Consider the following 24,425-nt stretch of genomic DNA (forward strand, 5'->3'; position numbering starts at 1 on the left):
CGACGACACGCGGCGTGGCGGGGCGACACTGCGCCGAACGCACCCGTAGCGTCGAAGCCAGCACCACATCTACCAGCATTGCCCCTGAACTTCAAGTAGAGGTTGAGGGTTCGACCGGAGGCCTGACTGACGTGACCACGAACCACAACTACCTCGCCGTCATCAAGGTCGTCGGCGTCGGCGGCGGCGGCGTGAACGCCGTCAACCGCATGATCGAACTCGGCCTGCGGGGCGTGGAGTTCATCGCGATCAACACCGACGCCCAGGCCCTGCTGCTCAGCGACGCCGACGTCAAGCTCGACGTGGGCCGCGAGATCACGCGCGGCCTCGGTGCCGGCGCGGATCCCGAGGTCGGCCGTCGTGCCGCCGAGGACCACGCCGAGGAGATCGAGGAAGCCCTCGCCGGGGCCGACATGGTGTTCGTCACGGCCGGTGAGGGTGGCGGGACCGGCACGGGTGGTGCCCCGGTCGTCGCACGCATCGCGAAGTCCATCGGCGCGCTCACCATCGGTGTCGTCACGAAGCCGTTCAGCTTCGAGGGCAAGCGTCGCCAGTCGCAGGCCGAGAACGGCGTCGCGGGCCTCAAGGACGAGGTCGACACGCTCATCGTCGTGCCGAACGACCGCCTGCTCGAGATCAGCGACCGCGGCATCTCGATGGTCGAGGCGTTCGCCACCGCCGACCAGGTGCTGCTCGCCGGTGTGCAGGGCATCACCGACCTGATCACGACCCCGGGTCTCATCAACCTCGACTTCGCCGACGTCAAGAGTGTCATGCAGGGCGCCGGTTCCGCGCTCATGGGCATCGGTTCGTCCCGTGGTGCCGACCGCGCGATCAAGGCGGCCGAGCTGGCCGTCGCGTCGCCGCTGCTCGAGGCCTCGATCGACGGCGCGCACGGCGTGCTCCTGTCGATCCAGGGTGGCTCGAACCTCGGCATCTTCGAGATCAACGACGCCGCCCGCCTGGTGCAGGAGGCTGTCCACCCCGAGGCGAACATCATCTTCGGTGCCGTCATCGACGACACCCTCGGCGACGAGGTCCGCGTGACCGTCATCGCCGCGGGCTTCGACGGCGGCGAGCCGGCGCAGCAGCAGAAGGAGCGCCGCTCCAGCTACGTCGACCCGGGTTCCGAGGCAGCGGCTCCGGTCTCCGCCGCGTCGACCGGTGCGATCGAGGACTCGACCTCGTCGACCCCCTCGTGGGCCTCGCAGGAGCACCAGCCGCCGGTGCAGCGCGCCGCCGACCCGGCGTTCGACGACGACGACGAGCTCGACGTCCCCGACTTCCTCAAGTAACCGTTCCATGGCAGGTGATCCGCGCCTCCCGTCCTCGTCACCAGACGACGGACTGGAGGCGCGTCTCGCGTCCGTCAGGAGCAGCATCGCCGACGCGGCGCGGCTCGCGGGCCGCAGCCCCGACGAGCTGACGCTCGTCGTCGTGACGAAGTACCACCCGGCCGCGCTCGTGCGCGAGCTGGCCGCGCTCGGCGTCACCGACGTGGGGGAGAACCGTCACCAGGAGGCACAGGCCAAGGCGGCGGAGCTCGCCGACCTCGGGCTCACGTGGCACTTCGTCGGGCAGCTGCAGTCGAAGAAGGCGCGGCAGGCCCGCCGGTACGCGCACGTCGTGCAGTCGCTCGACCGCGAGTCCGTCGTCGACGCGTTCGCTCCGACCGAGGCCGAACCGGCGCCGCCGGTCATCGACGGCTTCGTGCAGGTGAACCTGACCGACGACCCGGGCCGCGGGGGCGTGCAGCCGGACGCGGTCGAGGCGATGGCGGAACGGGTGCTCGCGACCGGGACGATCCGGCTGCGGGGCGTGATGGCCGTCGCGCCCCTCGACGAGGAACCCCGTGCGGCCTTCGCCCGGCTCCGCGCGATCTCCTCGCGCGTCGTGTCGCTCGATCCCGGCGCCACCGACATCTCCGCCGGCATGAGCGGCGACCACGCCGAGGCGATCCTCGAGGGCGCGACACACCTGCGGATCGGTACCGCAATCACGGGAAACCGGCCGGTCGCGCCCTAGCCTCGTTGCAGGGCACCCACGAGCACGAACCCCGGAGGAACCATGGCCAACCCGCTGAAGAAGACGATGGTCTACCTCGGCCTCGCCGATGAGGAACTCGACTACGAGGAAGAGCAGCAGCAGGCCGCCCCGGCGCGCCAGCAGGCTGCGCCCGCACGACAGCCGGCCGCTGCCGCCCCGGACGCGACCCCCGCCGAGCAGCAGGAGGCCCCGGCCCCCGCAGCGGCGGCCGCTCCCGCAGCAGCACCGGCCACCCCCAAGACGCACACCCACCAGCGCGGCGCCCAGGTCACTCCGCTCCGCCGCTCGCACACGACCGCACAGAAGGCGACCCCGGTCCAGGAAATGAACGAGATCCTCACCGTCCACCCGCGCGAGTACAAGGACGCCCAGTCCATCGCCGAGAGCTTCCGCGACGGCATCCCCGTCATCATCAACCTCTCGCAGATGACCGAGGGTGACGCCCGGAGAATGATCGACTTCGCCTCGGGGCTGTCGCTCGGCCTGTTCGGCAAGATCGAGCGCGTCACGAACAAGGTCTTCCTGCTGTCGCCCGCCCACGTCGCAGTGAGCGGTGAGCCCGCTGAGGTAGAGTCCGACATCGAGGCGAACTTCTTCGCCCAGTCCTGAGCCTTCCCGGCCCACCCGCCCTTGAAGGTCGTCGCCCGACGGCCCTCGACCGAGACGAGCGAGCCCCATCGTGTCCGTGATCCTAGGGATCGTCTCCCTTGCTCTCCTGCTCTACTTCTTCGTGATGTGGGGCCGGTTCGCCCTGGACCTCGTGCAGAGCGTCAACCGGGCCTGGCGGCCGCGTGGTGGGCTGCTCGTGGTCTCGGAGTTCGTCTACACGATCACCGACCCGCCCATCCGTGCGGTCCGACGGGTCCTCCCGCCGCTCCGCCTGGGGCCCGTCGCACTCGACTTCGGCTGGACGATCGTGATGCTCGTCGTCATCATCGCCCGTGTCGTCGTCGCGTCGATCGCGGGCCGGGTCTGAGCGGACTTCGGTCCGCGACACGCGCCACGCCAGCGGCATGGTCACGGTTCCGCCCCATCGTCGGTGTACGGTGGTCGGGATCGATGCTCGCCCCGGTGATGCATCCGCACCGCACGGCACGACTGGTACATTCGGTCGCACCGCACGCGGTTCCACACGTTCAGCAGTTCTATTGAGGTGACGGCAATGGCTTTGACGCCGGAAGACGTAGTCAACAAGCGGTTCCAGCCGACGAAGTTCCGCGAGGGCTACGACCAGGACGAGGTCGATGACTTCCTCGACGAGGTCGTCGTCGAGCTCCGTCGCCTGACCGCGGAGAACGACGAGCTCCGCCAGCGCCTGCAGGCGGTCGAGACGGCCCCGCAGCCGGCGCAGGCCGAGCAGCCGGCCCCCGCGGCCGAGCCCGAGCCGGAGCCCACCCCGGCCCCCGTCGAGGCAGCTCCGGAGCCCGCTCCGGTCGCGGCCGCCGCACCGGCGACCACGGTCCCGGCCGACGAGGACACCGAGGGCACCACGAACCTCCTCACCCTGGCCCGTCGTCTCCACGAGGAGCACGTGCGCGAGGGCATCGAGAAGCGCGACGCGCTCATCGCCGAGGGCACCGCGCAGGCCGCCCGCCTGGTCTCCGAGGCCGAGGCGAAGCAGCGCCAGATCATCGCCGACACCGAGAACACCAACCGTCAGCGTGTCGCGGTGCTCGAGCAGGAGCAGCGTCAGCTCGAGGGCAAGATCGACGAGCTCCGCACCTTCGAGCGCGACTACCGTGCGCAGCTCAAGAGCTACATCCAGGGGCAGCTCTCCGAGCTCGACTCCTCGGGCGAGCAGTCCGGTCTCACCCCGGCGCCGGCTTCGGCGCAGGGCTTCGGCAACTGACGTTGTCGCGACCAGCATCACCAGCGAAGGTCAGTGTCCGCGCGATCGCGGCACTGGCCTTCGCCGCTGTCGTGGTGGTGGGACTCGACCAGGTCGCCAAGGCGCTGGTCGTCGCGAACCTGCCCTACGGTGAGCCCGTCCCGGTGCTCGGCAGCGCGCTGCAGTTCCTGTACGTGCGGAACCCCGGAGCGGCGTTCTCGTTCGCGGTGAACATGACCTGGGTCTTCTCGGTCATCTCCGCCGCCGTCGTCGTCGCGATCATCGTCTACTCGCGCCGCATCCGCTCGATGTGGTGGGCGATCGTGCTGGGCATGCTGCTCGGCGGTGCGCTCGGCAACCTGATCGACCGGCTCTTCCGTGAACCCGGGTTCGCTCGCGGGCACGTCGTCGACTTCATCTCGACACCGTGGATGATGCCGGCGATCTACAACATCGCGGACTCGTTCATCTGCATCAGCATGGTCGTCTTCGTGCTGCTGGTGATCCTCGGCGTGAACCTCGACGGCACCCGCACCCTGTCGGCCAAGCGGCAGGCCGAGGCCGACGCGGCGGCGCCGCTGGACGGCGGGGCCGCGTTCTCCGCCGAGCAGGCCGACGTCGCCGAGCCGCACCGCGCCTCCCGTCCGGACGACCGCGACCGGCGCGACACGCTGGGACACGACGCCACGTGACCGAGTCGCGTGCCCTGCCCGTCCCCGACGGGCTCGCCGGTGAGCGTGTCGACGCCGCCATCGCGAAGCTGCTCGGGTTCAGCCGGTCCTTCGCGGCCGACGTCGTCGCCGCCGGCGGCGTCCGCGTCGACGGGGTGCCCGTCGACAAGTCGGACCGCCTGCACGCCGACTCCTGGCTCGAGGTCGAGTGGAGCCCGAAGGAGCCGCCGCGCATCGTCCCCGCCGCCGTGCCGGGCATGACGATCGTCCACGACGACGAGGACATCGTCGTCGTCGACAAGCCCGTCGGGGTCGCCGCGCACCCGTCGCCCGGGTGGGACGGCCCGACCGTGCCCGGTGGCCTGGCCGCCGCCGGCTTCACCATCGCGACGTCCGGGGCCGCCGAGCGGGCCGGCATCGTGCACCGGCTGGACGTCGGGACCTCCGGCCTGATGGTCGTGGCGAAGACCGAGCTGGCGTACACGCACCTGAAGCGCGCCTTCAAGGAGCGCACGGTCGAGAAGGTGTACCACGCGCTCGCGCAGGGTCACCCGGACCCGACCTCCGGCACCGTCGACGCCCCGATCGGCCGCCACCCGTCGAGCGACTGGAAGTTCGCGGTCACCGCGGACGGCAAGCCGAGCGTCACGCACTACGAGACCCTCGAGGCCTTCCGTGCCGCGACCCTGCTCGAGGTGCACCTGGAGACCGGTCGCACGCACCAGATCCGGGTGCACATGGCCGCGACCCGGCACCCGCTCGTCGGGGACACCATGTACGGGGCCGATCCGGTGCTGGCGGCGGAGCTCGGTTTGACGCGGCAGTGGCTGGACGCCGTCCGGCTGGGGTTCGCACACCCGCGCACAGGGGAGTGGGTGTCGTTCGAGGCGTCCTACCCCGACGACCTGCAGTGGGCGCTCGAGCGGATCCGGGGCGCGTCGGCCTGACGCGGCGGCGCGGCGCTTGGCGCGCGGCGCTTGGCGCGCCTGGCCGAGTGCGTCGAGGTGGCGCGTTCTGTCGCGCTCGGCGCTGCCGCGCGACGTGTCGTGCCACCTCGGCGGGCGGCTTGCGTCGTGTCGTGGCCGCTCGGCGTCGCGCCCCGCGCGCGGCGCGCGCCGATGCCGGCCTGGAGGCGCGTGGCGGGGCCGGCCCGTGCCTCCCGTCGGGCGCGTGCTCCGCTGAAGTCGCACGTGCGCTCGCACCGGGCGCGGGTGTGCGGCGTGTCGTGCTACCTCGGCGTCGGACCCGGCCGCGGCGCGCCCGACGGCCTCACGTCGGCGGCCCGCACACACGCCGCCGCGCTCCGTGAAGTGGGTGGTCGCGGGTAGGCTGTTCCCACCCCGCAGACCGTACGAACCGGAGGTTCCGTGTCGGATTCCGACTCCTTCGTCCACCTGCACGTGCACAGCGAGTACTCGATGCTCGACGGTGCCGCCAGGCTCTCCGACCTCGTGGCGGAGACCGCCGCGCAGGGCATGCCCGCGGTGGCGGTGACGGACCACGGCAACATGTTCGGCGCGTTCGAGTTCTGGAAGGCCGCGAAGGCCGGCGGCGTCAAGCCGATCATCGGGACCGAGGCGTACATCACGCCGCGCACCCACCGCTCGGACAAGACCCGTGTGCGCTGGGGCGACGGCGGCGGGGACGACGTGTCGGGTGCCGGGTCGTACACGCACATGACGATGTTCGCCGAGAACACGACCGGCATGCACAACCTGTTCCGGCTGTCGTCGAAGGCGTCGCTCGAGGGCTACTACTTCAAGCCCCGCATGGACATCGAGCTGCTGCAGGAGTACCACGAGGGGATCATCGCCACGACGGGCTGCCCCTCCGGCGAGATCCAGACGCGGCTGCGCCTCGGGCAGTACGACGAGGCCCGACAGGCAGCGGCGGACTACCGCGACATCTTCGGCAAGGAGAACTACTTCGCCGAGGTCATGGACCACGGCCTCGAGATCGAGCGCCGGATCATGACGGACCTCATCCGCCTGGCGAAGGACCTCGACATCCCGCTGGTCGGCACGAACGACCTGCACTACACGCACGCCCACGACGCCAAGTCGCACGCCGCGCTCCTGTGCGTGCAGTCGGGGTCGACGCTGAACGACCCGAACCGCTTCAAGTTCGACGCCGACGAGTTCTACCTGAAGACGCCCGCGCAGATGCGCCACGTCTTCCGTGACAACCTCGAGGCCTGCGACAACACGCTGCTCATCGCCGAGCGGTGCAACGTCGAGTTCGACACCGCCGCCAACTACATGCCGAAGTTCCCGGTGCCCGAGGGCGAGACGGAGCACTCCTGGTTCGAGAAGGAGGTCGCGAAGGGGCTGGAGTACCGGTACCCGGGCGGCATCTCGAAGGAGGTCCAGGAGCGCGCGGACTACGAGGTCGGCATCATCAACCAGATGGGCTTCCCGGGCTACTTCCTGGTGGTCGCCGACTTCATCAACTGGTCGAAGAACAACGGCATCCGGGTCGGTCCGGGCCGTGGCTCCGGTGCCGGTTCGATGGTCGCGTACGCGATGCGCATCACCGACCTCGACCCGATCCGGCACGGCCTGATCTTCGAGCGATTCCTCAACCCGGACCGCGTCTCGATGCCCGACTTCGACGTCGACTTCGACGACCGTCGCCGCGGTGAGGCGATCAAGTACGTCACCGAGAAGTACGGGTCCGAGCGCGTCGCGCAGATCGTCACGTACGGCACCATCAAGGCGAAGCAGGCGCTCAAGGACTCCTCGCGGGTGCTCGGGTTCCCGTTCGGCATGGGTGAGAAGCTCACCAAGGCGATGCCGCCGCCCGTGATGGGCAAGGACATCCCGCTCACCGGGATCTTCGACAAGGACCACCCGCGGTACAAGGAAGCCGTCGACGTCCGCACCGTGGTCGAGACCGACCCCGAGGCGAAGACCGTCTTCGACACCGCGCTCGGCCTCGAGGGGCTGAAGCGCCAGTGGGGCGTGCACGCCGCCGGCGTCATCATGTCGAGCGACCCGCTCATCGACATCATCCCGATCATGAAGCGGGAGCAGGACGGCCAGATCGTCACGCAGTTCGACTACCCGGCAGCGGAGTCGCTCGGCCTGATCAAGATGGACTTCCTGGGGCTCCGCAACCTCACGATCATCAGTGACGCCCTCGACAACATCAAGACCAACCGCGGCACCGAACTCGACCTCGAGACGATGGGCCTCGAGGACCCGGAGGCCTACGCCCTGCTGCAGCGCGGCGACACCCTGGGCGTGTTCCAGCTCGACGGCGGCCCGATGCGCGGTCTGCTGCGCCTGATGAAGCCCGACAACTTCGAGGACATCTCCGCGCTCATCGCCCTGTACCGTCCGGGGCCGATGGGTGCGAACTCGCACACGAACTACGCGCTCCGCAAGAACGGCGAGCAGCCGATCACGCCGATCCACCCGGAGCTCGAGGAGCCCCTCAAGGACATCATCGGCACGACCTACGGCCTGATCATCTACCAGGAGCAGGTCATGGCGATCGCGCAGAAGGTCGCGGGGTTCTCCCTCGGCCAGGCGGACATCCTCCGCCGCGCGATGGGCAAGAAGAAGAAGTCCGAGCTGGACAAGCAGTACGCGGGCTTCCAGCAGGGCATGAAGGACAACGGGTACTCCGACGCGGCGATCAAGACGCTGTGGGACATCCTGCTGCCGTTCTCCGACTACGCGTTCAACAAGGCGCACTCGGCGGCGTACGGCGTGGTGTCGTTCTGGACGGCCTACCTCAAGGCGCACTACCCGGCCGAGTACATGGCGGCGCTGCTGACGAGTGTCGGCGACGCCCGCGACAAGCTCGCGCTCTACCTGAACGAGTGCCGTCGCATGGGCATCCGGGTGATGCCGCCGGACGTCAACGAGTCGATCGGCTTCTTCGCCGCCGTCGGCGACGACATCCGCTTCGGCATGGGCGCGATCCGCAACGTGGGCTTCAACGTCGTCGACGACATCGTGAAGGCCCGCACCGAGAAGGGCGCCTTCGAGTCCTTCCACGACTTCCTGCGCAAGATCCCGATCTCGTCGGCGAACAAGCGCACGGTGGAGTCGCTCATCAAGGCCGGTGCGTTCGACGAGTTCGGCGACACCCGACGTGCCCTGGTGGAGATCCACGAGGGTGCCGTCGAGGGTGCGGTCAAGGTGAAGCGCGACGAGGCCAACGGCAACGTCGGCTTCGATTTCGACTCCCTCTTCGCCGAGGTCGCCGAGGATGCCCCGAGCGCCGCGGTGTCCCAGGTGCCGGACCGCCCGGAGTGGTCGAAGCGCGACAAGCTGGCGTTCGAGCGCGACATGCTCGGGCTCTACGTGTCCGACCACCCGCTCGCCGGGCTCGAGATCGAGCTCGCGAAGCACCAGTCGATCACCATCGCCGACCTGCTGACCGCCGACGACTCCATCGAGGGCGAGACCGTCACCGTGGCCGGCCTGCTGACGAGCGTGCAGCACCGGGTGGCGAAGTCGAGCGGCAATCCGTACGGCATCGTCCAGATCGAGGACTTCGGCGGCGAGATCGGCGTCATGTTCCTCGGCAAGACGTACCAGGAGTTCGGTCCCTCGCTCGTGGCCGACTCGATCGTCGTGCTGCGCGGCCGTGTGAACGTCCGAGACGACGGCAAGGCCCTGCACGCGGTGAGCATGTTCCAGCCGAACGTCGGCGACGCGATGGGCTCCGGCCCGCTCACGCTGTCGCTGCCCGAACGGCAGGCGACCACCACGACCGTCACGGAACTCGCCGCCGTGCTCGGCCGGCACCGGGGCGAGACCGAGGTGCGGCTGAAACTGCTCAAGGACGAGGTCGCGCGGACCTTCGAGCTGCCGTTCCCGGTCAACCTGACGCCGGACCTGTTCGGGGAGCTGAAGAGCCTGCTCGGGCCGCGCTGCCTGGTGTAGCAGGAGGCGTCGACGGCCGTCACCGGTTCGACGTGGCGCGCGGTGGGCGACGAGTCCCGTCCGCGGCGCGCCGGTCGGGAGGCCCGGTGCCGGTCCGGCAGGCCGGTGCGGCTCCGCACCGGTCGGGAAGCCCGGTGCCGGTCCGCCGCGCCGGTCCGGTTGCGCGCACGGCTGGGGAGCGGACCGCGATCTGCCGGTCGTGCGGGTCGCCGCCCGCGACCCGCACGGCCGCGAACCGGTGCGCGCCTGTGGAGACCGTCGCGTTCCTCCACACCGGCCCGTGTGCACGCCGTCGTGCAGACCTCCGCCGGTACGCTGGAGCCCTCATGATGCAGCGAATCGACCTCCGCGGCGGCCTCCCCGCCCGTGCCGAACTCCTCCGACTCATGCCCCGTGCCGTGGGCGACGTGTCGCACGCGGTCGATGCCGCGCGCGAGCTCGTCGAGGACGTCCGACACCGGGGCGCCGCGGCCCTGCACGACCAGGCCGAGCGGTTCGACGGGGGAGCCCCCGCGAACGTCCGGGTGCCTGCTGCCGAGATCGCCGCCGCCGTCGCCGGGCTCGCCCCCGAGCTCCGCGCAGCCCTCGACGAGGCGATCCGCCGCGTGCGGGCCGCGAGTGCCGCGCAGATCCCTGCCGGGTCCGTGACCACCCTGGCCGACGGCGCCGAGGTGCACCAGCGCTGGCAGCCGATGCGCCGCGTCGGGCTCTACGTCCCCGGTGGCAAGGCCGTCTACCCGTCGAGCGTCGTGATGAACGTCGTCCCGGCCCAGGCAGCCGGGGTGCGGTCGATCGCCCTCGTGTCCCCGCCGCAGCGCGACCACGGTGGCGCGGTGCACCCGACGATCCTCGCCGCGGCCGGGCTGCTCGGCATCGACGAGGTCTACGCGATGGGCGGCGCCGGAGCCGTCGGCGCCCTGGCGTACGGCGTCGCCGAGATCGACCTCGAGCCGGTCGACCTCATCACCGGTCCGGGCAACAACTACGTCGCCGCGGCGAAGCGTCTGGTGCGCGGCGTCGTCGGGATCGACTCCGAAGCCGGGGCGACCGAGATCCTCGTGATCGCGGACGACACGGCCGACGCCGGGTTCGTCGCCGCCGACCTCATCAGCCAGGCCGAGCACGACGAGCAGGCGGGCAGCGTGCTGGTGACGACGTCACCGGCGTTCGCCGATGCGGTGGAGGCCGCCATCCCGGAACGCACGGCGGTGCTCGGGACGGCTGCGCGCCTCCAAACCGCCCTGGACGGACCGCAGTCCGCCGTGGTCCTGGTGGACTCGCTGGCCGACGCCGCGACCGTGAGCAACGCCTACGGGCCGGAGCACCTGGAGATCCAGACGGCCGACGACGACGCGGTCCTCGCGGACATCGACGCGGCCGGCGCGGTCTTCGTCGGACCGAGCACGCCGGTGAGCCTCGGGGACTACCTGGCCGGGTCCAACCACGTGCTGCCGACCGGTGGACAGGCTCGGTTCGGCTCCGGGCTGTCGGCGTCGACGTTCCTGCGCCCGCAGCAGGTCATCCGCTACACGTCGGACGCGCTCGCGCAGGTCGCCGACCACATCGTGGCGCTGTCCACCGAGGAACAGCTCCCCGCGCACGGGGCCGCCGTGACGGAGCGGACGAACCGCTAGCCTGGGGAACGACATGTTCTGCCCCTTCTGCCGCCACCCGGACTCCCGCGTCGTCGACTCACGGACGAGCGACGACGGAACCTCCATCCGCCGTCGCCGCCAGTGCCCCAACTGCGGGCGGCGGTTCTCGACCACTGAGACCGCTTCGCTCAACGTCGTGAAGCGCAACGGCGTCACCGAGCCGTTCAGCCGCGACAAGATCGTCTCGGGCGTGCGCAAGGCGTGCCAGGGACGCCCGGTCACCGACGGAGACCTCGCCGTGCTCGCGCAGCGTGTCGAGGAGACCGTGCGGTCGTCGGGGTCGAGCCAGATCGACGCGAACGACATCGGCCTGGCGATCCTGCCGCCGCTCCGCGAGCTCGACGAGGTCGCCTACCTGCGGTTCGCGAGCGTGTACCAGGCCTTCGACTCGCTCGAGGACTTCGAGGACGCCATCGGCCAGCTCCGTCGTGACCACCACGCGTCGGCCGGGACGAGCGCGTGAGCGACCTCGGCGAACGGGCGGTCCGCGGCGGCTACGCGGTCGTCTTCCGGTCGGTCTTCGCGAACATGGACCCCGAGCGGGCGCACCACCTGGCGTTCGCCGTGATCGCCGCGTTGCCGCGCGTGCCGTTCCTCGCCGGCATCGTCGAGCGGTACTGTCGCCCGGCTGCCGCCGACGGCGTCACGACGATGGGGATCCACTTCCCGTCGCGCTTCGGCCTGGCCGCCGGCTTCGACAAGGACGCCCGCGGCATCGCCGGGCTCGGCCTGCTCGGGTTCGGCCACGTCGAGGTCGGCACCATCACCGCCAAGCCGCAGCCGGGCAACGAGCGTCCGCGGCTGTTCCGGCTCATCGGCGACCGCGCCCTGATCAACCGGATGGGCTTCAACAACCACGGCGCCGCTGCCGCCGCACGTCGCCTCGAGCGCGCCCGCCGCAACCCCGGTCGGCCCGTCATCGGCGTGAACATCGGCAAGAGCCGCGTCGTCGCGGTCGAGGACGCCATCGACGACTACCTCGAGTCCACCCGACGCCTCGCGACGTTCGCCGACTACCTGGCGGTCAACGTGAGCTCCCCGAACACGCCCGGGCTGCGCGGCCTGCAGGAACTCGACCAGCTGCGGCCCCTGCTGTCCGCCGTCCACGGCGCCGCCGGCCGGACGCCCGTGCTGGTCAAGATCGCGCCGGATCTGACCGACGAGCAGATCGACGCGATCGCCGGCCTCGCGGTCGAACTCGGGCTCTCCGGTGTGATCGCGACGAACACGACGATCGACCGGTCGGGGTTGCAGACGCCGAGCGCCGACGTCGAGGCGATGGGCGCCGGCGGCCTGTCCGGAGCCCCGCTCGCGGGCCGGTCGCTCGAGGTCCTGCGCCGCGTCCGCGCTGCCGTCCCGGAGGACTTCTGCGTCATCGCCGCCGGGGGAGTCACCACGGAGCAGGACGTGCAGGACCGCATCGAGGCCGGGGCCACCCTGGTGCAGGGCTACACGGCGTTCCTCTACGAGGGGCCGACCTGGGCAGCGCGCATCAACCGCCTGCGGCGGCGACGGGCGCGACGCGCGGCGCGGTAGACGCGACCACCTGACGGACGGGAGGCCCGTGGCGACACCGCCACGGGCCTCCCGTCCGTCGTGGGGGCGCGCCCACGGCCGCTTCGTGAGCAGGAATGGTCGGGTGCGCCGTGTCCACCCGACCATTCCTGCTCACGGAGCACGAGCGGGTGAGCAGGTGCGGGAACGACGGAGCGCCGCCCGACCGAGGTCGAGCGGCGCTCCGTCGAGGCCGGGTACTACAGCGCGGGGTACTCGCCGCGCCGGACCTGGGGCTTCGGCAGGCGCAGGAACCGCAGCTGCCACGCCCGCGTGAGGATGTAGAGGAACGTACCGCGCTGCATCTCGCCGAACTTCGCGGTGAGCTTGCGGCGGAGCGACAGCCAGAGCACCACGCAGTCGATGATGAAGAGCGCGACGAACGCCCACACCAGCAGGAGCGAGTACGACGCCACGACGGTCTGCGCGGCGGCGAACCCGACGATCAGGAACAGCACGAGCACCGGCATCATGACCTCGCCGACGTTCCAGCGGGCGTCGATCCAGTTGCGGACGAAGCGGCGCTGATCGCCGCGGTCCTTCGCGGGTAGGTAGCGCTCCTCGCCGTTCGCCATGCCCACACGGGCGCGCTCGCGCTCGGAGTTGAGACGCGCGCGGGCAGCCTTCTTGTCGACGGGGGTGCCGCCGACGAGGGGACGACGGTTCGCGGCCTCACGCTCCCGGCGCGACGGCGTCGGCCGACCCTTGCCCTGCTCGAGGAGTTCCTCCTCGGACGGGTTGACGGTCGTGTTGGTCTTGGGTGCTGCCTTCGCCACGGTGCGTTCCTGACTGCGGTTGCGTGCTGGATCGTCCTCTAGATTACGGGACATGACCGACACCGACCAGCACAGCACCGCGACCGACCCCGCACTCCTCGACGCCCTGCGCGAACAGGTGCAGGGGGCGTTGCCGACCACGATCGCCGACCTCTCCGCGCTGGTGCGCCTGCCGTCCGTGTCGTGGTCGGCGTTCGACCCCGCGCACGTGCGAGCGAGCGCCGAGGCCGTCGCGGACCTCGCGCGCTCGACGGGGGTCTTCGGGGCGGACGACGTGCGGATCGTGCGGTCCGCGGTGTCCGGCGCGACCGCCGACGTCGCCGAGTCGGACGCCGAGGCGGAGCTCGGCCAGCCGGCGGTGCTCGCCGTCCGTCCGGCACGGAACGGCAAGCCGACCGTCATGCTCTACGCGCACCACGACGTGCAGCCGCAGGGCGACGACGCCCTGTGGGAGACGCCGCCGTTCGAGCCGACCCTGCGCGGCGACCGGCTGTACGGGCGCGGCGCCTCCGACGACAAGGCCGGCGTGATGACGCACATCGCCGCGCTCCGCGCCGTGCACGCGCAGTTCGGTGACGACCTCGACCTCGGGGTGGTCCTGTTCGTCGAGGGCGAGGAGGAGTTCGGCTCCCGTTCCTTCCGCACCTTCCTGCGCGAGCAGAAGGAGCACCTGGCGGCGGACGTCATCGTCGTCGCCGACAGCGACAACTGGTCGACCGAGGTGCCGTCGATCACCGTCTCGCTGCGCGGCAACGTCACGTTCAAGCTCACCCTGACGACCCTCGAGCACGCGAGCCACAGCGGGATGTTCGGGGGAGCGGCCCCCGACGCCATGATCCCGATGGTGCGCCTGCTCGCGTCGCTGCACGACGACGCCGGCTCGGTCGCGGTCGACGGTCTCTCGTCGTACGAGGCGGACGTCCCCGAGCGGACCGACGACGAGCTCGCCACCGACGCCGCGCTCGTGCCCGGGGTCCAGCCCATCGGCACGGGTGCCGTGCTCTCGCGCATGTGGTTCCAGCCGTCGATCACGGTCACCGGCATGGACGTGCCGAGCGTGGCGAACGCGTCGAACACGCTGCTGCCGACCGTGTCCGCCCGCGTCTCGGTGCGCGTCGCGCCCGGGCAGGACGCCGAGCAGGCCTTCGCGGCCGTCGAGCGCCACCTGCGCGAGCACGTGCCGTTCGGCGCCCGCCTGGAGATCAGCGAGCCCGACAGCGGCGACGGCTTCCTCGTCGACACGGCCGGCTGGGCCGTCCAGGAGGCCCGGACCGCCATGCGCGAGGGCTGGGGCAACGAGGCGGTCGAGCAGGGCATCGGCGGCTCGATCCCGTTCGTGTCGGACCTGGCCGCCGAGTTCCCGGAGGCCCAGATCCTGGTCACTGGTGTGGAGGACCCGGACACCCGCGCGCACAGCCCGAACGAGTCCCAGCACCTCGGCGTCCTGCACCGCGCGATCGTGTCCGAGGCGATCCTGCTCGCCCGGCTCGCGACCCGCAGCTGACGGTGCTTACAATCGACGCCAGGCGCGGTGAACGGCACCGCCCGGAGGGAGACGCGCGATGAGCGACACCATCACCGACGACGCACCGGCGACCGAGGTTCCGTCGCACGGCGTGCTCCTGAGCGACGCCGCCGCCGGCAAGGTCGCCAGCCTGCTCGAGCAGGAGGGCCGCGACGACCTGCGCCTGCGCCTCGCCGTCCAGCCCGGCGGCTGCTCGGGGCTCATCTACCAGCTCTACTTCGACGAGCGTCTGCTCGACGGTGACACCACCGCCGAGTTCGACGGTGTTGAGGTCGTCGTCGACAAGATGAGCGTGCCGTACCTCGACGGCGCGACCATCGACTTCGAGGACACGATCCAGAAGCAGGGCTTCACGATCGACAACCCGAACGCGCAGGGCAGCTGCGCGTGCGGCGACAGCTTCCACTGATCGTCCGTCGATCCGACACGCGAGCGGGGAGTGACCGGTGCGGTCGCTCCCCGCTCGCGTTCGTGGGGCCGGACACGCCCCGCGGGAGTGCGGTGTGACCGGGTCCGACGGGGCCGTTCCCGGTGCGGATCGGGGCCACTGGCGTGGCGTGTGTGCGCGAGCGGTGGCGAGCTGCGAGTAAGCTAGGAGTGTTCCAATCAAGCTGGGAGCCAGCACCGCGTCGCCTCTGTGCGGCACACCGTCGCACTCGACGGGCTGACCTCCGAGCTCACGTCTTTTGCGAGAGGTAACAGTGCGTTCGAATCGCCGTATACGTTGGGCGGCCGTCCCGGTGGCCGTCGGTCTGGTCATCGCACTGGCTGGCTGCACGCAGCAGCAGATGAACGGATGGCTCCCCGGCACGGAGGAGACGAAGGACGTCACGAACCACACGAGCAGCGTCGTCGGCCTGTGGACGACCAGCTGGATCGTGCTCCTGGCCGTCGGCCTCATCGTGTGGGGCCTGATCATCTGGGCGGCGATCGTCTACCGCCGGCGGAAGGGTCAGACCGGCCTGCCCGTGCAGATGCGGTACAACATGCCGCTCGAGATCTTCTACACGATCGTGCCGCTGATCCTGGTGCTCGGCTTCTTCGCCTTCACCGCGAAGGACCAGGCCGCCATCGAGCAGCCGTTCGAGGACCCCGACGCCACCGTGCACGTGTACGGCAAGCGCTGGGCGTGGGACTTCAACTACATCAACAAGGACAACCCCGAAGAGAGCGTCTACTACCAGGGCATCCAGGCCCAGGAAGAAGAGGACGCCAACGGGGCGATCGACGAGTCGCAGCTGCCGACCCTCTACCTGCCGCAAGGCAAGAAGGTCGCGATCGAGCTCTCCTCGCGCGACGTCGACCACTCCTTCTGGGTCATCGACTTCCTGTACAAGAAGGACATGCTCCCGGGCAAGACCAACTGGGAGTACTTCATCCCGCAGAAGCTCGGCACCTACCAGGGCAAGTGCGCGGAGCTCTGCGGTGAGTACCACTCGCTGATGCTCTTCCAGGTGAAGGTCGTCACGCCGGCCGAGTACCAGGAGTACCTCGACACCCTGAAGGACCAGGGCAAGGTCGGTCTGCTGGGCGACGAGTACAACACCAACAGCAACGAACCGAACAACAAGGCGCCGGTCGAGGCGTCCAGCGAGAACAAGTAGGGGCTCGTCAGATGACAACGTCACTCGTCGGCCAACCGACCCAGACCTCGACGCCGGACTTCCAGGCGTCGAAGGTGGGCCGGAAGGGCAACATCGTCGTTCGGTGGATCACCTCCACCGACCACAAGACCATCGGGTACATGTACCTGATCGCGTCGTTCATCTTCTTCCTGCTCGCAGGTGTGATGGCCCTCGTGATCCGCGCACAGCTCTTCGAGCCCGGCCTGAACGTGGTCGCGACGAAGGAGCAGTACAACCAGCTGTTCACGATGCACGGCACGATCATGCTGCTGATGTTCGCGACGCCGCTCTTCTCGGGCTTCGCGAACGCGATCATGCCGCTGCAGATCGGTGCGCCAGACGTCGCCTTCCCTCGACTCAACGGCTTCGCGTTCTGGCTCTACCTGTTCGGGTCGCTCATCGCGGTCGGTGGCTTCCTCACCCCGCAGGGCGCCGCCTCGTTCGGTTGGTTCGCCTACGCGCCACTGAGTGACACGACGTTCACACCCGGCCTCGGCGGGACGCTGTGGGTGTTCGGCCTCGGCATGACCGGGTTCTCGACCATCCTCGGCGCGGTGAACTTCATCACCACGATCATCACGATGCGTGCGCCTGGTCTGACCATGTTCCGCATGTCGATCTTCACGTGGAACACCCTCGTGACGGCGCTGCTCGTCCTGATGGCATTCCCGGTCCTGGCGACCGCGCTGTTCGGCCTCGGGCTCGACCGGGTGTTCAACGCCCAGATCTTCAACCCGGCCAACGGCGGTGCCCTGCTCTGGCAGCACCTCTTCTGGTTCTTCGGGCACCCCGAGGTCTACATCATCGCGCTGCCGTTCTTCGGCATCGTCTCCGAGGTCTTCCCGGTGTTCAGCCGCAAGCCGATCTTCGGGTACAAGACCCTCGTCTACGCGACCATCTCGATCGCCGCCCTGTCGGTCACCGTGTGGGCACACCACATGTACGTCACCGGCGGTGTCCTGCTGCCGTGGTTCTCCCTCATGACGATGCTCATCGCGGTCCCGACCGGCGTGAAGATCTTCAACTGGGTCGGCACCATGTGGCGCGGCTCGGTCACGTTCGAGACCCCGTTGCTCTGGGCGCTCGGCTTCCTCATCACCTTCACGTTCGGTGGTCTCACCGGTGTGATCCTGGCGTCGCCGCCGCTCGACTTCCACGTGTCCGACTCGTACTTCGTGGTCGCGCACTTCCACTACGTGGTCTTCGGGACCGTCGTGTTCGCGATGTTCTCCGGCTTCTACTTCTGGTGGCCGAAGTGGACCGGCAAGATGCTCAACGAGCGCCTCGGCAAGATCCACTTCTGGCTCCTGTTCATCGGCTTCCACACCACGTTCCTCATCCAGCACTGGCTGGGCGTCATCGGCATGCCGCGTCGCTACGCGACCTACCTGCCGAACGACGGCTTCACCTGGATGAACCAGCTGTCGACGATCGGCTCGATGATCCTGGCGATCTCGTTCCTGCCGTTCATCTTCAACGTCTACGTGACCGCTCGGAACGCACCGAAGGTCGCCGTGAACGACCCGTGGGGCTACGGCCGCTCGCTCGAGTGGGCCACCTCGTGCCCGCCGCCGCGCCACAACTTCACGTCGATCCCGCGCATCCGTTCGGAGTCCCCGGCCTTCGACCTGAACCACCCCGAGGCCGGTGTGCCGATCGGCGTGGGTCCCGCGAAGGACGCTCCGGATGCCCCGACCTACGACGCCGCGAAGGGCGAGGTGAAGTAACGCCATGCGCGCCAACGTCAACCTGTTCTGGATCCTCTTCGGGTTCTTCATCGTCGCCGATGCGGCGTACACGATCTGGGCGTACATCTACTACGGCCGGCCCGAGTGGGTCGGTACGGTCGCCATCGGCCTCACCGGGATCATGTCCGCGTTCATCGCGTTCTACCTGGCGAAGGTCATGGGCTCCCAGGGCGGCGTGCTGCCCGAGGACCGCCCGGACGCCAACATCGAGGACGGCGACGCCGAGCTCGGGCACTTCAGCCCGTGGTCGTGGTGGCCCATCCTGCTGGCCGCCGCGGTCGGCGTCTGCTTCCTCGGCGTCGCCGCGGGCCTGTGGATCGTCCCGATCGGCCTCGTCCTCGTGACGATCACCCTGGTCGGCTGGGTCTACGAGTACTACCGCGGCAACTTCGGGCACTGACCCGGCGCTGCAGCGCACCGACACTTCGGGCGGCACCAGAACGGTGCCGCCCGAAGTGCGTCCAGGTGACGATCCCCGGTACCGATCCGGAACAGACGATCTCCGGTACCGATCCGGAACAAACGGTCCCGCCCGCGACTTGACTGGAGCGGACCCCCACAACAGCGAAAGGAGTCACCTCAGGTGACCGACAAGCGCACCCTCATCATCTTCGGCGCGACGGGCGACCTCGCCTCCCGCCTGCTGCTCCCCGGCCTCGGCACGTTCCTGCAGAGCGGCCGCGCCGTCCCCGTGCAGTTGATCGGCACGGGCCGCAGCGAGCGCAGCCCCGAGAAGTGGAAGGACATCGTCACGCAGTCCTTCGCGTCGCAGGACGTCGCGGGCCCGGAGGTCGACGCCACCCTCGCGTCGACGCAGTTCATCCAGGGCGACCCGACCGACCCCGAGCACCTGAAGGCCCTGTTCGCCGCGGCGGACGCCGACGCCGAGCCGATCCTGTACTTCGCCCTGCCGCCGCAGATCGCCTCCGACATCTGCGAGGCGCTGCAGCAGGTCGAGCTGCCCGAGGGCACGACCCTCGCGTTCGAGAAGCCCTTCGGCACCGACGTCGCGAGTGCCGAGGCCCTCAACGAGACCGTCCTCAAGCTCGTCCCCGAGGACCGCGTGCACCGCACCGACCACTTCCTCGGTCGCACCACGGTGCTCAACATCATCGGCCTGCGCTTCGCGAACCGTCTGTTCGAGCCGATCTGGAACGCCGAGAACATCGAGAAGGTCGACATCTTCTACGACGAGACCCTCGGTCTCGAGAACCGCGCCCAGTACTACGACGAGGCCGGCGCGATGGTCGACATGATCCAGTCGCACCTGCTGCAGATCCTCGGTCTGGTCACGATGGACGCCCCCGCCGCGATCGACTCGGTCGAGTTCCGCTCGTCGCTGGCCCGTGCGCTCCGTTCGACGCGCCTCAAGGGCGACGACGCCACGGTCGCCTCCCGCCGTGCCGTTTACACGGCCGGCACCATCGACGGCAAGGACCTGCCGTCGTACCAGGACGAGGACGGCGTCGACCCGTCGCGGCAGACGGAGACCCTCGCCGAGATCTCGGTCGAGGTCGACACCGCCCGTTGGGCCGGCGTCCCCTTCACGCTGCGCTCCGGCAAAGCACTCGGTGCGAGCCGCAAGGAGGTGCTGATCACCTTCAAGCCGGTCACGCGCCTGCCCTCCGGTCTGTCCGGTCGGCCGAAGACCGACACGCTGCGCATCGTCCTCAACCCGGACGAGATCGAGCTGACGGTGTCGGCCAACGGTGGCGGCAACCCGTTCGAGATGGGCCAGGTCACCCTGTCGTCGTCCTTCGCGGACGGCGAGCTCACCCCGTACGGCGAGGTCCTCAACGGGATCTTCCACGACGACCCGCTGCTCTCGATCCGCGGTGACGTCGCCGAGCGCTGCTGGGAGATCGTCGCGCCGGTCGTCGACGCGTGGAAGGCCGACGAGGTCCCGCTCGAGGAGTACCGCGCTGGTTCCCGTGGCCCGGCCGACTGGGAGTCGTCGTCCTGACGGACGCACGTCGCGCGCCCTGATCGCGCGCCCCTGACGGACGGGAGGCCCGGTGCCAGCTGGCACCGGGCCTCCCGTGCGTCGTGGAGTCGCCACCAAGGCACCGCACGACGCCGTCGTGTCGTCGAGACGCCGCCGGATCCGGCGGCGTCTCGACGCTTCCGAGGCGTCGCGTGATGACGACGGCGTCGTCGCGAGTCGGCGCGACGGTTCAGCCGGGGGAGCCGGCCCGCTCACCGGCACCGGTCCACGACCGCGTCCCACCGTCGTGCACGGCCAGCCGGGTGCGGTGCCCGACGGCGCGGCCCCTGGACCGCTCGATGGCGTCGGCGGCCGACACCAGCGTCAGGTGCGACAGCACCTGCGGCGTGTTGCCGATGTGGTGCCCGGTGGCCACGTCGATCTCCTCGGACAGCATGCCGACGTCGTTGGCGGAGGCGACGAGCACCTCCATCAGGCGTTCGGCGTCGTCCACCCGCCCCGAGGCCGCGTACTGCTCGACCAGCCAGAACGAGCACGCCAGGAACGGGTGCTCGCTGCCGGACAGCCCGTCGAACCCGGCAGCGGTGCGGTAGCGCAGGAGGAGCCCGTCGGGTCCGGTCCGCAGGTCCTGCTCGATCGCGGCGACGGTCCCGGTCATCCGCGGGTCGTCAGCGGGCAGGTACCCGATCTGGGGCAGGACGAGCAGGCTCGCGTCCACCTCGTCGGTGTCGTAGTGCTGCCGGTAGCAGCCCCGTTCGGCGTTCCAGCCGTGTTCCTCGATCTCCGCCCGGACCTGCTCGCGGAGTGCGCGCCAGCGGTCGACCGGGCCCTCGAGTCCGAACTCCTCGACGGCGGCGACCCCGCGGTCGAAGGCGGCCCAGATCATCGCGCGGGAGTGCGTGAAGTGCCGACGCGGTCCCCGCATCTCCCAGATCCCGTTGTCGGGGTCCTGCCAGTGTTGCTCGACGTGCCCGAGCAGGGCGCGCTGCAGTGCCCACGAGTCGGCGTTCTCCTCGACGCCGAGCTCGCGGGCGTCGTGCAGGGCCGCGAGGACCTCGCCGAAGACGTCGCCCTGGTACTGCTCCGAGGCGCCGTTGCCCACCCGCACCGGGGTGGAGCCCGCGTAGCCGGGCAGCTCCGGGAGCTCCCGTTCGGGCAGCTCGCGCTCCCCGGCGATGCCGTACATGATCTGCACGTCCCCGGGGTCGCCGGCGATCGCGCGGAGGAGCCAGCCCCGCCAGTGCGTGGCCTCCTCGCGGTACCCGTGTGCGATGAGCGACGCCAGCGCCAGGGACGCGTCACGGAGCCACACGTAGCGGTAGTCCCAGTTGCGTTCGCCACCGGGGTCCTCCGGGAGGCTCGTGGTCGCGGCCGCCACGACGCCGCCGGTCTCGCCGTGCGTCATGGCCCGCAGGAACACGAGCGACCGCCGCGTGGCCGCGGTGAACGGCCCCGCCGCCTGCACCGGGGCGATCCAGTCCGTCCACCACGACCTGGTCTGCTCCAGGGCGGCGTCGACGTCGAGCGGCGCCGGCGGTTCGCGGTGGGAGGGGTACCAGGTGAGCACCGTGTCGACCACGTCACCGTCGTGCACCGTCGTCGTCGCAGTGTGTCGGTGGTCGTCGGCCCGGAACCGCGGACCCCGCACGACCACGGACCCGGGCCCGGCGGTCGCCACGAGGGCCGGTCCGCCGTCGTCGCCGACCTGGCGGATCCACGGCAGTGCACGGGCGTAGTCGAACCGGATCCGGAGTGTCTGCCGCATCCGCACGGTGCCGCGCAGCCCGCGGACGCGCCGGACGATCGACGGTCGGTGCGCCCCGACGGGCATGAACTCGGTGACCTCGACGACGCCCTCCGCGGTCGTCCAGATCGTCGAGAGCACGAGGGTGTCGCCGTCGTAGTGGCGGTCCGCGGTCGCCTCGTCGTCGACGGGACGGAGCGTCCAGTGCCCGTGCTCCTCGGTGCCGAGCAGCGAGGCGAAGGTGGACGGACTGTCGAACCGCGGCAGGCACGCCCAGTCGATCGTGCCGTCGCGCCCCACCAGCACCGCGGTCCCGGTGTCACCGATCAGCGCGTGGTCCTCGATGCGGTTGCGGGGCGCGGGTGCACGCCGGGTCTCGGTGCTCATGGCCCGATCGAACACCCGCGGCCCGAGCGTCGCGCTCCCTCGTCGTCCTCGGCGCCGAGGACGTGCTGAAGGGTCGTTCAGGCCGGGTCGGAGGCGTCGGCCTCGATGATCCCGACGCGGGCGAGCTCGCTCCACAGTCCGGCACCGTCCGGGGCGTAGACCCACGGGGCGGACGAGTCGCGCGAGCGCTCCTGCGCACGGGAGCGACCACCGGCGAGCACGGCCTCGCTCGTGGAGAGCTGCCGGATCGCGACACCGGCGACGTTGTCGGGGTGTTCGCGCGAGAAGTCGCCGTACAGGGTCTCGTCGTGCTGGCCGTCGTCGCCCACGAGCAGCCACCGCACGTCGGGGAAGTCCTTCGCCAGGCGGCGCAGGTTCTCCTGCTTGTGGAGCTGGCCGCTGCGGAAGAACCGGTCGTGCGTGGGGCCCCAGTCGGTGAGCAGCAGGGTGCCCGAGGGGTACATGTTGCGCGACAGGAAGCGCCCCAGGGTCGGTGCCACGTTCCAGGCGCCCGTCGACAGGTACACGGTCGGCGAGCCGGGGTGCTGCGCGAGGATGCGTTCGTACAGCACGGACATGCCAGGCACCGGGCGTCGCGCGTGCTCGGTGAGCACGAAGGAGTTCCACGCGGCGAGCATCGGGCGGGGGAGCGACGTCACCATGACGGTGTCGTCGATGTCGGACAGCAGGCCGAAGCGGGTGTCCGGGTGCACCACGAAGACGTCCGCCTCGACGTCGCGACCGCCGCCGGCCGACAGGCGCACCGTGCGCCACCCCGGCTCGAGGTCGATCGGCACGATCGTGTCGACCACGCCGCCCCGGTCGGTCTGGACGACGTGGGACACGCCGCCCGCGGTCACGGTGACCTCGGCGTGGTCGACGGCGACGCTCGTGAAGCTCCGCCACCCGCGCACGCCGGCGTAGGAGACGTCGGACGCGAGCCCCCGTCGGGTCAGCAGCACGCGGCAGAGGATGCGCACCCATCCGGGCGCACCGTAGCCGGTGTAGGGGACCACCGTCGGGACCAGGCCGCGACGGCGCGCGCGTTGCTCGCGGAACTCCTGGACGGCGTCCTCGATGCGGGCCGCGCGGTGCAGGAGCGGCTCGGCCAACGACGGCTCGTGGGGCGTCGGGTCGGGCATGCGGCAATCATCCCACGCGCGCCTCCGAAGTCCACGCGCCGTCGGTCGTGGTGAGTCGCAGCCACGTTCCAGGCGGTCTCTGCGAGAGTTGTCCCGTCACACCAACGAACCGCGCTGGAGCGCAAGAGGAGAACACGTGCTCGTCACCGAGGTAACGAACGCTCTGCCGGGGGGATCATCACTGCTCAGGAACGAGCCGGTCCAAGCCCGCAGTTCGGCGCGCCTCGCCGGCCTCCTCGACGCCGCTGCCGCGGTCATCGACGAGATCGGGTTCGAACGGCTCACGACCGCCATGGTCGCCGAGCGGGCCGGCGCGTCCATCGGGACCGTCTACCGGTACTTCCCCGACCGGATCGCCGTCGTCGAGGCACTCGCCATCCGCTGCACCCAGCGGCTGGCCGAGCGGTTCGTCGAGGCGCTCGACGCCAGCGGCGCCGCGACCTGGCAGGACGCCAACGACGCCCTCATCGACGTCACCGCCGAGATGTACCGCACCGAGCCCGGCTTCCGTGCGATCCGCTTCGGCGACGCTGCGGACACCGGCACCGGTGACGCCGAGGACCGCATGGCGGCACTCGGCAGCGCTGTCGGCCAGATCATGCGCGACCGCTTCGGGCTGCCGGACGACGAGCGGACCGCGCGCGCGTGGGTGGTGCTCGCCGAGTCCGGTCACGCGGTGCTCGCACGCGCGCACCGCGACCGGTCGAACCCCGACACCGCGCTCATAGAGGAGTACCGCCGGATGAACCGCGCCCACCTGGAGTCGGTGATCGCCGCCTCCTGACCGCCGCGACACGCCGCGATCCGATCCGAACGCCCGCGTCCTCCGAACAGGAGGCGCGGGCGTCGTCGTCCCCACCGCTCGCGCGGTCGCACTGCGG

21 protein-coding genes are annotated in these 24,425 nt (G+C 70.3%); 18 read left to right on the top strand and 3 right to left on the bottom strand.

Annotated features, from left to right (window positions below):
* Window positions 1–131: 131 nt before the first annotated feature.
* From ftsZ to I8920_RS06400, 11 genes are all read left to right on the top strand, one after another.
* Window positions 132–1,295, top strand: coding sequence for a cell division protein FtsZ (ftsZ, locus tag I8920_RS06350; RefSeq protein ID WP_198658292.1), 1,164 nt, complete (start codon window positions 132–134; stop codon window positions 1,293–1,295).
* A 7-nt stretch (window positions 1,296–1,302) separates the two neighbouring features.
* A complete protein-coding gene (locus I8920_RS06355) occupies window positions 1,303–2,025 on the top strand; it encodes a YggS family pyridoxal phosphate-dependent enzyme (RefSeq protein ID WP_198658293.1) in 723 nt (240 codons plus the stop codon).
* A 42-nt stretch (window positions 2,026–2,067) separates the two neighbouring features.
* Window positions 2,068–2,655, top strand: a complete 588-nt coding sequence (locus tag I8920_RS06360; RefSeq protein WP_198658294.1) for a cell division protein SepF — start codon at window positions 2,068–2,070, stop codon at window positions 2,653–2,655.
* 70 nt (window positions 2,656–2,725) lie between these two features.
* A complete protein-coding gene (locus I8920_RS06365; RefSeq protein ID WP_232832844.1) occupies window positions 2,726–3,022 on the top strand; it encodes a YggT family protein in 297 nt (98 codons plus the stop codon).
* A 186-nt stretch (window positions 3,023–3,208) separates the two neighbouring features.
* Window positions 3,209–3,895: a DivIVA domain-containing protein gene (locus I8920_RS06370; protein WP_198658295.1), complete on the top strand. Its 687-nt coding sequence runs from the start codon at window positions 3,209–3,211 to the stop codon at window positions 3,893–3,895.
* Between the two features lie 2 nt (window positions 3,896–3,897).
* Window positions 3,898–4,566, top strand: a complete 669-nt coding sequence (lspA, locus tag I8920_RS06375; protein WP_232832845.1) for a signal peptidase II — start codon at window positions 3,898–3,900, stop codon at window positions 4,564–4,566.
* The gene (locus I8920_RS06380) at window positions 4,563–5,492 is read left to right on the top strand and encodes an RluA family pseudouridine synthase (protein ID WP_198658296.1); all 930 of its coding nucleotides are present in this window, start codon (window positions 4,563–4,565) and stop codon (window positions 5,490–5,492) included. Before lspA ends, I8920_RS06380 begins: the two co-directional genes overlap by 4 nt.
* A gap of 471 nt (window positions 5,493–5,963) precedes the next feature.
* The gene (dnaE, locus tag I8920_RS06385) at window positions 5,964–9,443 is read left to right on the top strand and encodes a DNA polymerase III subunit alpha (RefSeq protein WP_232832867.1); all 3,480 of its coding nucleotides are present in this window, start codon (window positions 5,964–5,966) and stop codon (window positions 9,441–9,443) included.
* Window positions 9,444–9,769: 326 nt separating this feature from the next.
* Window positions 9,770–11,077 (top strand): histidinol dehydrogenase, encoded by a 1,308-nt coding sequence (hisD, locus tag I8920_RS06390; protein WP_198658298.1) that lies wholly within the window; start codon window positions 9,770–9,772, stop codon window positions 11,075–11,077.
* 13 nt (window positions 11,078–11,090) lie between these two features.
* Complete coding sequence (nrdR, locus tag I8920_RS06395; RefSeq protein WP_198658299.1) at window positions 11,091–11,561, top strand: transcriptional regulator NrdR; 471 nt, start codon at window positions 11,091–11,093, stop codon at window positions 11,559–11,561.
* Window positions 11,558–12,634 (top strand): quinone-dependent dihydroorotate dehydrogenase, encoded by a 1,077-nt coding sequence (locus I8920_RS06400; RefSeq protein ID WP_198658300.1) that lies wholly within the window; start codon window positions 11,558–11,560, stop codon window positions 12,632–12,634. The genes nrdR and I8920_RS06400 overlap by 4 nt, the downstream gene beginning before the upstream one ends.
* A gap of 218 nt (window positions 12,635–12,852) precedes the next feature.
* On the opposite strand, the gene I8920_RS06405 is transcribed toward I8920_RS06400, so the two are convergent.
* Window positions 12,853–13,428 (bottom strand): DUF3043 domain-containing protein, encoded by a 576-nt coding sequence (locus I8920_RS06405; RefSeq protein ID WP_225558499.1) that lies wholly within the window; start codon window positions 13,426–13,428, stop codon window positions 12,853–12,855.
* 52 nt (window positions 13,429–13,480) lie between these two features.
* Here I8920_RS06405 and I8920_RS06410 point away from each other — a divergent pair, with 52 nt between their 5' ends.
* The 6 genes from I8920_RS06410 (at window position 13,481) to I8920_RS06435 (ending at window position 20,289) form a co-directional block, all read left to right on the top strand.
* On the top strand, window positions 13,481–14,932 hold the full coding sequence (locus I8920_RS06410) for a dipeptidase (RefSeq protein WP_198658302.1): 1,452 nt from the start codon (window positions 13,481–13,483) through the stop codon (window positions 14,930–14,932).
* A gap of 58 nt (window positions 14,933–14,990) precedes the next feature.
* A complete protein-coding gene (locus I8920_RS06415) occupies window positions 14,991–15,362 on the top strand; it encodes a HesB/IscA family protein (RefSeq protein WP_198658303.1) in 372 nt (123 codons plus the stop codon).
* A gap of 292 nt (window positions 15,363–15,654) precedes the next feature.
* The gene (gene ctaC / locus I8920_RS06420; RefSeq protein ID WP_198658304.1) at window positions 15,655–16,557 is read left to right on the top strand and encodes an aa3-type cytochrome oxidase subunit II; all 903 of its coding nucleotides are present in this window, start codon (window positions 15,655–15,657) and stop codon (window positions 16,555–16,557) included.
* 11 nt (window positions 16,558–16,568) lie between these two features.
* Entirely contained in the window at window positions 16,569–18,305 is a 1,737-nt protein-coding gene (ctaD, locus tag I8920_RS06425) for an aa3-type cytochrome oxidase subunit I (protein ID WP_198658305.1), read from the top strand.
* A 4-nt stretch (window positions 18,306–18,309) separates the two neighbouring features.
* Window positions 18,310–18,726, top strand: coding sequence for a cytochrome c oxidase subunit 4 (locus I8920_RS06430; protein ID WP_198658306.1), 417 nt, complete (start codon window positions 18,310–18,312; stop codon window positions 18,724–18,726).
* Window positions 18,727–18,909: 183 nt separating this feature from the next.
* Complete coding sequence (locus I8920_RS06435) at window positions 18,910–20,289, top strand: glucose-6-phosphate dehydrogenase (RefSeq protein ID WP_198658307.1); 1,380 nt, start codon at window positions 18,910–18,912, stop codon at window positions 20,287–20,289.
* 211 nt (window positions 20,290–20,500) lie between these two features.
* On the opposite strand, the gene I8920_RS06440 is transcribed toward I8920_RS06435, so the two are convergent.
* Together I8920_RS06440 and I8920_RS06445 are read right to left on the bottom strand one after the other, a co-directional pair.
* Complete coding sequence (locus I8920_RS06440; RefSeq protein WP_198658308.1) at window positions 20,501–22,402, bottom strand: glycoside hydrolase family 15 protein; 1,902 nt, start codon at window positions 22,400–22,402, stop codon at window positions 20,501–20,503.
* A 77-nt stretch (window positions 22,403–22,479) separates the two neighbouring features.
* Window positions 22,480–23,544: an App1 family protein gene (locus I8920_RS06445; protein ID WP_198658309.1), complete on the bottom strand. Its 1,065-nt coding sequence runs from the start codon at window positions 23,542–23,544 to the stop codon at window positions 22,480–22,482.
* A gap of 136 nt (window positions 23,545–23,680) precedes the next feature.
* Between I8920_RS06445 and I8920_RS06450 the strand changes: the two genes are divergently transcribed.
* Complete coding sequence (locus I8920_RS06450) at window positions 23,681–24,328, top strand: TetR/AcrR family transcriptional regulator (RefSeq protein WP_198658310.1); 648 nt, start codon at window positions 23,681–23,683, stop codon at window positions 24,326–24,328.
* The last annotated feature ends 97 nt before the right edge of the window (window positions 24,329–24,425 follow it).

Source organism: Curtobacterium sp. YC1, assembly GCF_016267665.1.
In the GTDB taxonomy this organism is placed as follows: domain Bacteria; phylum Actinomycetota; class Actinomycetes; order Actinomycetales; family Microbacteriaceae; genus Curtobacterium.

Bases quoted from the DNA above. Each gene is read 5' to 3' on its own strand.
- I8920_RS06355 (WP_198658293.1), top strand. From the start codon at position 1,303: ATGGCAGGTGATCCGCGCCTCCCGTCCTCGTCACCAGACGACGGACTG.
- I8920_RS06360 (WP_198658294.1), top strand. From the start codon at position 2,068: ATGGCCAACCCGCTGAAGAAGACGATGGTCTACCTCGGCCTCGCCGAT.
- I8920_RS06370 (WP_198658295.1), top strand. From the start codon at position 3,209: ATGGCTTTGACGCCGGAAGACGTAGTCAACAAGCGGTTCCAGCCGACG.
- dnaE (WP_232832867.1), top strand. From the start codon at position 5,964: ATGCTCGACGGTGCCGCCAGGCTCTCCGACCTCGTGGCGGAGACCGCC.
- hisD (WP_198658298.1), top strand. From the start codon at position 9,770: ATGATGCAGCGAATCGACCTCCGCGGCGGCCTCCCCGCCCGTGCCGAA.
- nrdR (WP_198658299.1), top strand. From the start codon at position 11,091: ATGTTCTGCCCCTTCTGCCGCCACCCGGACTCCCGCGTCGTCGACTCA.
- I8920_RS06410 (WP_198658302.1), top strand. From the start codon at position 13,481: ATGACCGACACCGACCAGCACAGCACCGCGACCGACCCCGCACTCCTC.
- I8920_RS06415 (WP_198658303.1), top strand. From the start codon at position 14,991: ATGAGCGACACCATCACCGACGACGCACCGGCGACCGAGGTTCCGTCG.
- ctaD (WP_198658305.1), top strand. From the start codon at position 16,569: ATGACAACGTCACTCGTCGGCCAACCGACCCAGACCTCGACGCCGGAC.
- I8920_RS06430 (WP_198658306.1), top strand. From the start codon at position 18,310: ATGCGCGCCAACGTCAACCTGTTCTGGATCCTCTTCGGGTTCTTCATC.
- I8920_RS06440 (WP_198658308.1), bottom strand. From the start codon at position 22,402: ATGAGCACCGAGACCCGGCGTGCACCCGCGCCCCGCAACCGCATCGAG.
- I8920_RS06445 (WP_198658309.1), bottom strand. From the start codon at position 23,544: ATGCCCGACCCGACGCCCCACGAGCCGTCGTTGGCCGAGCCGCTCCTG.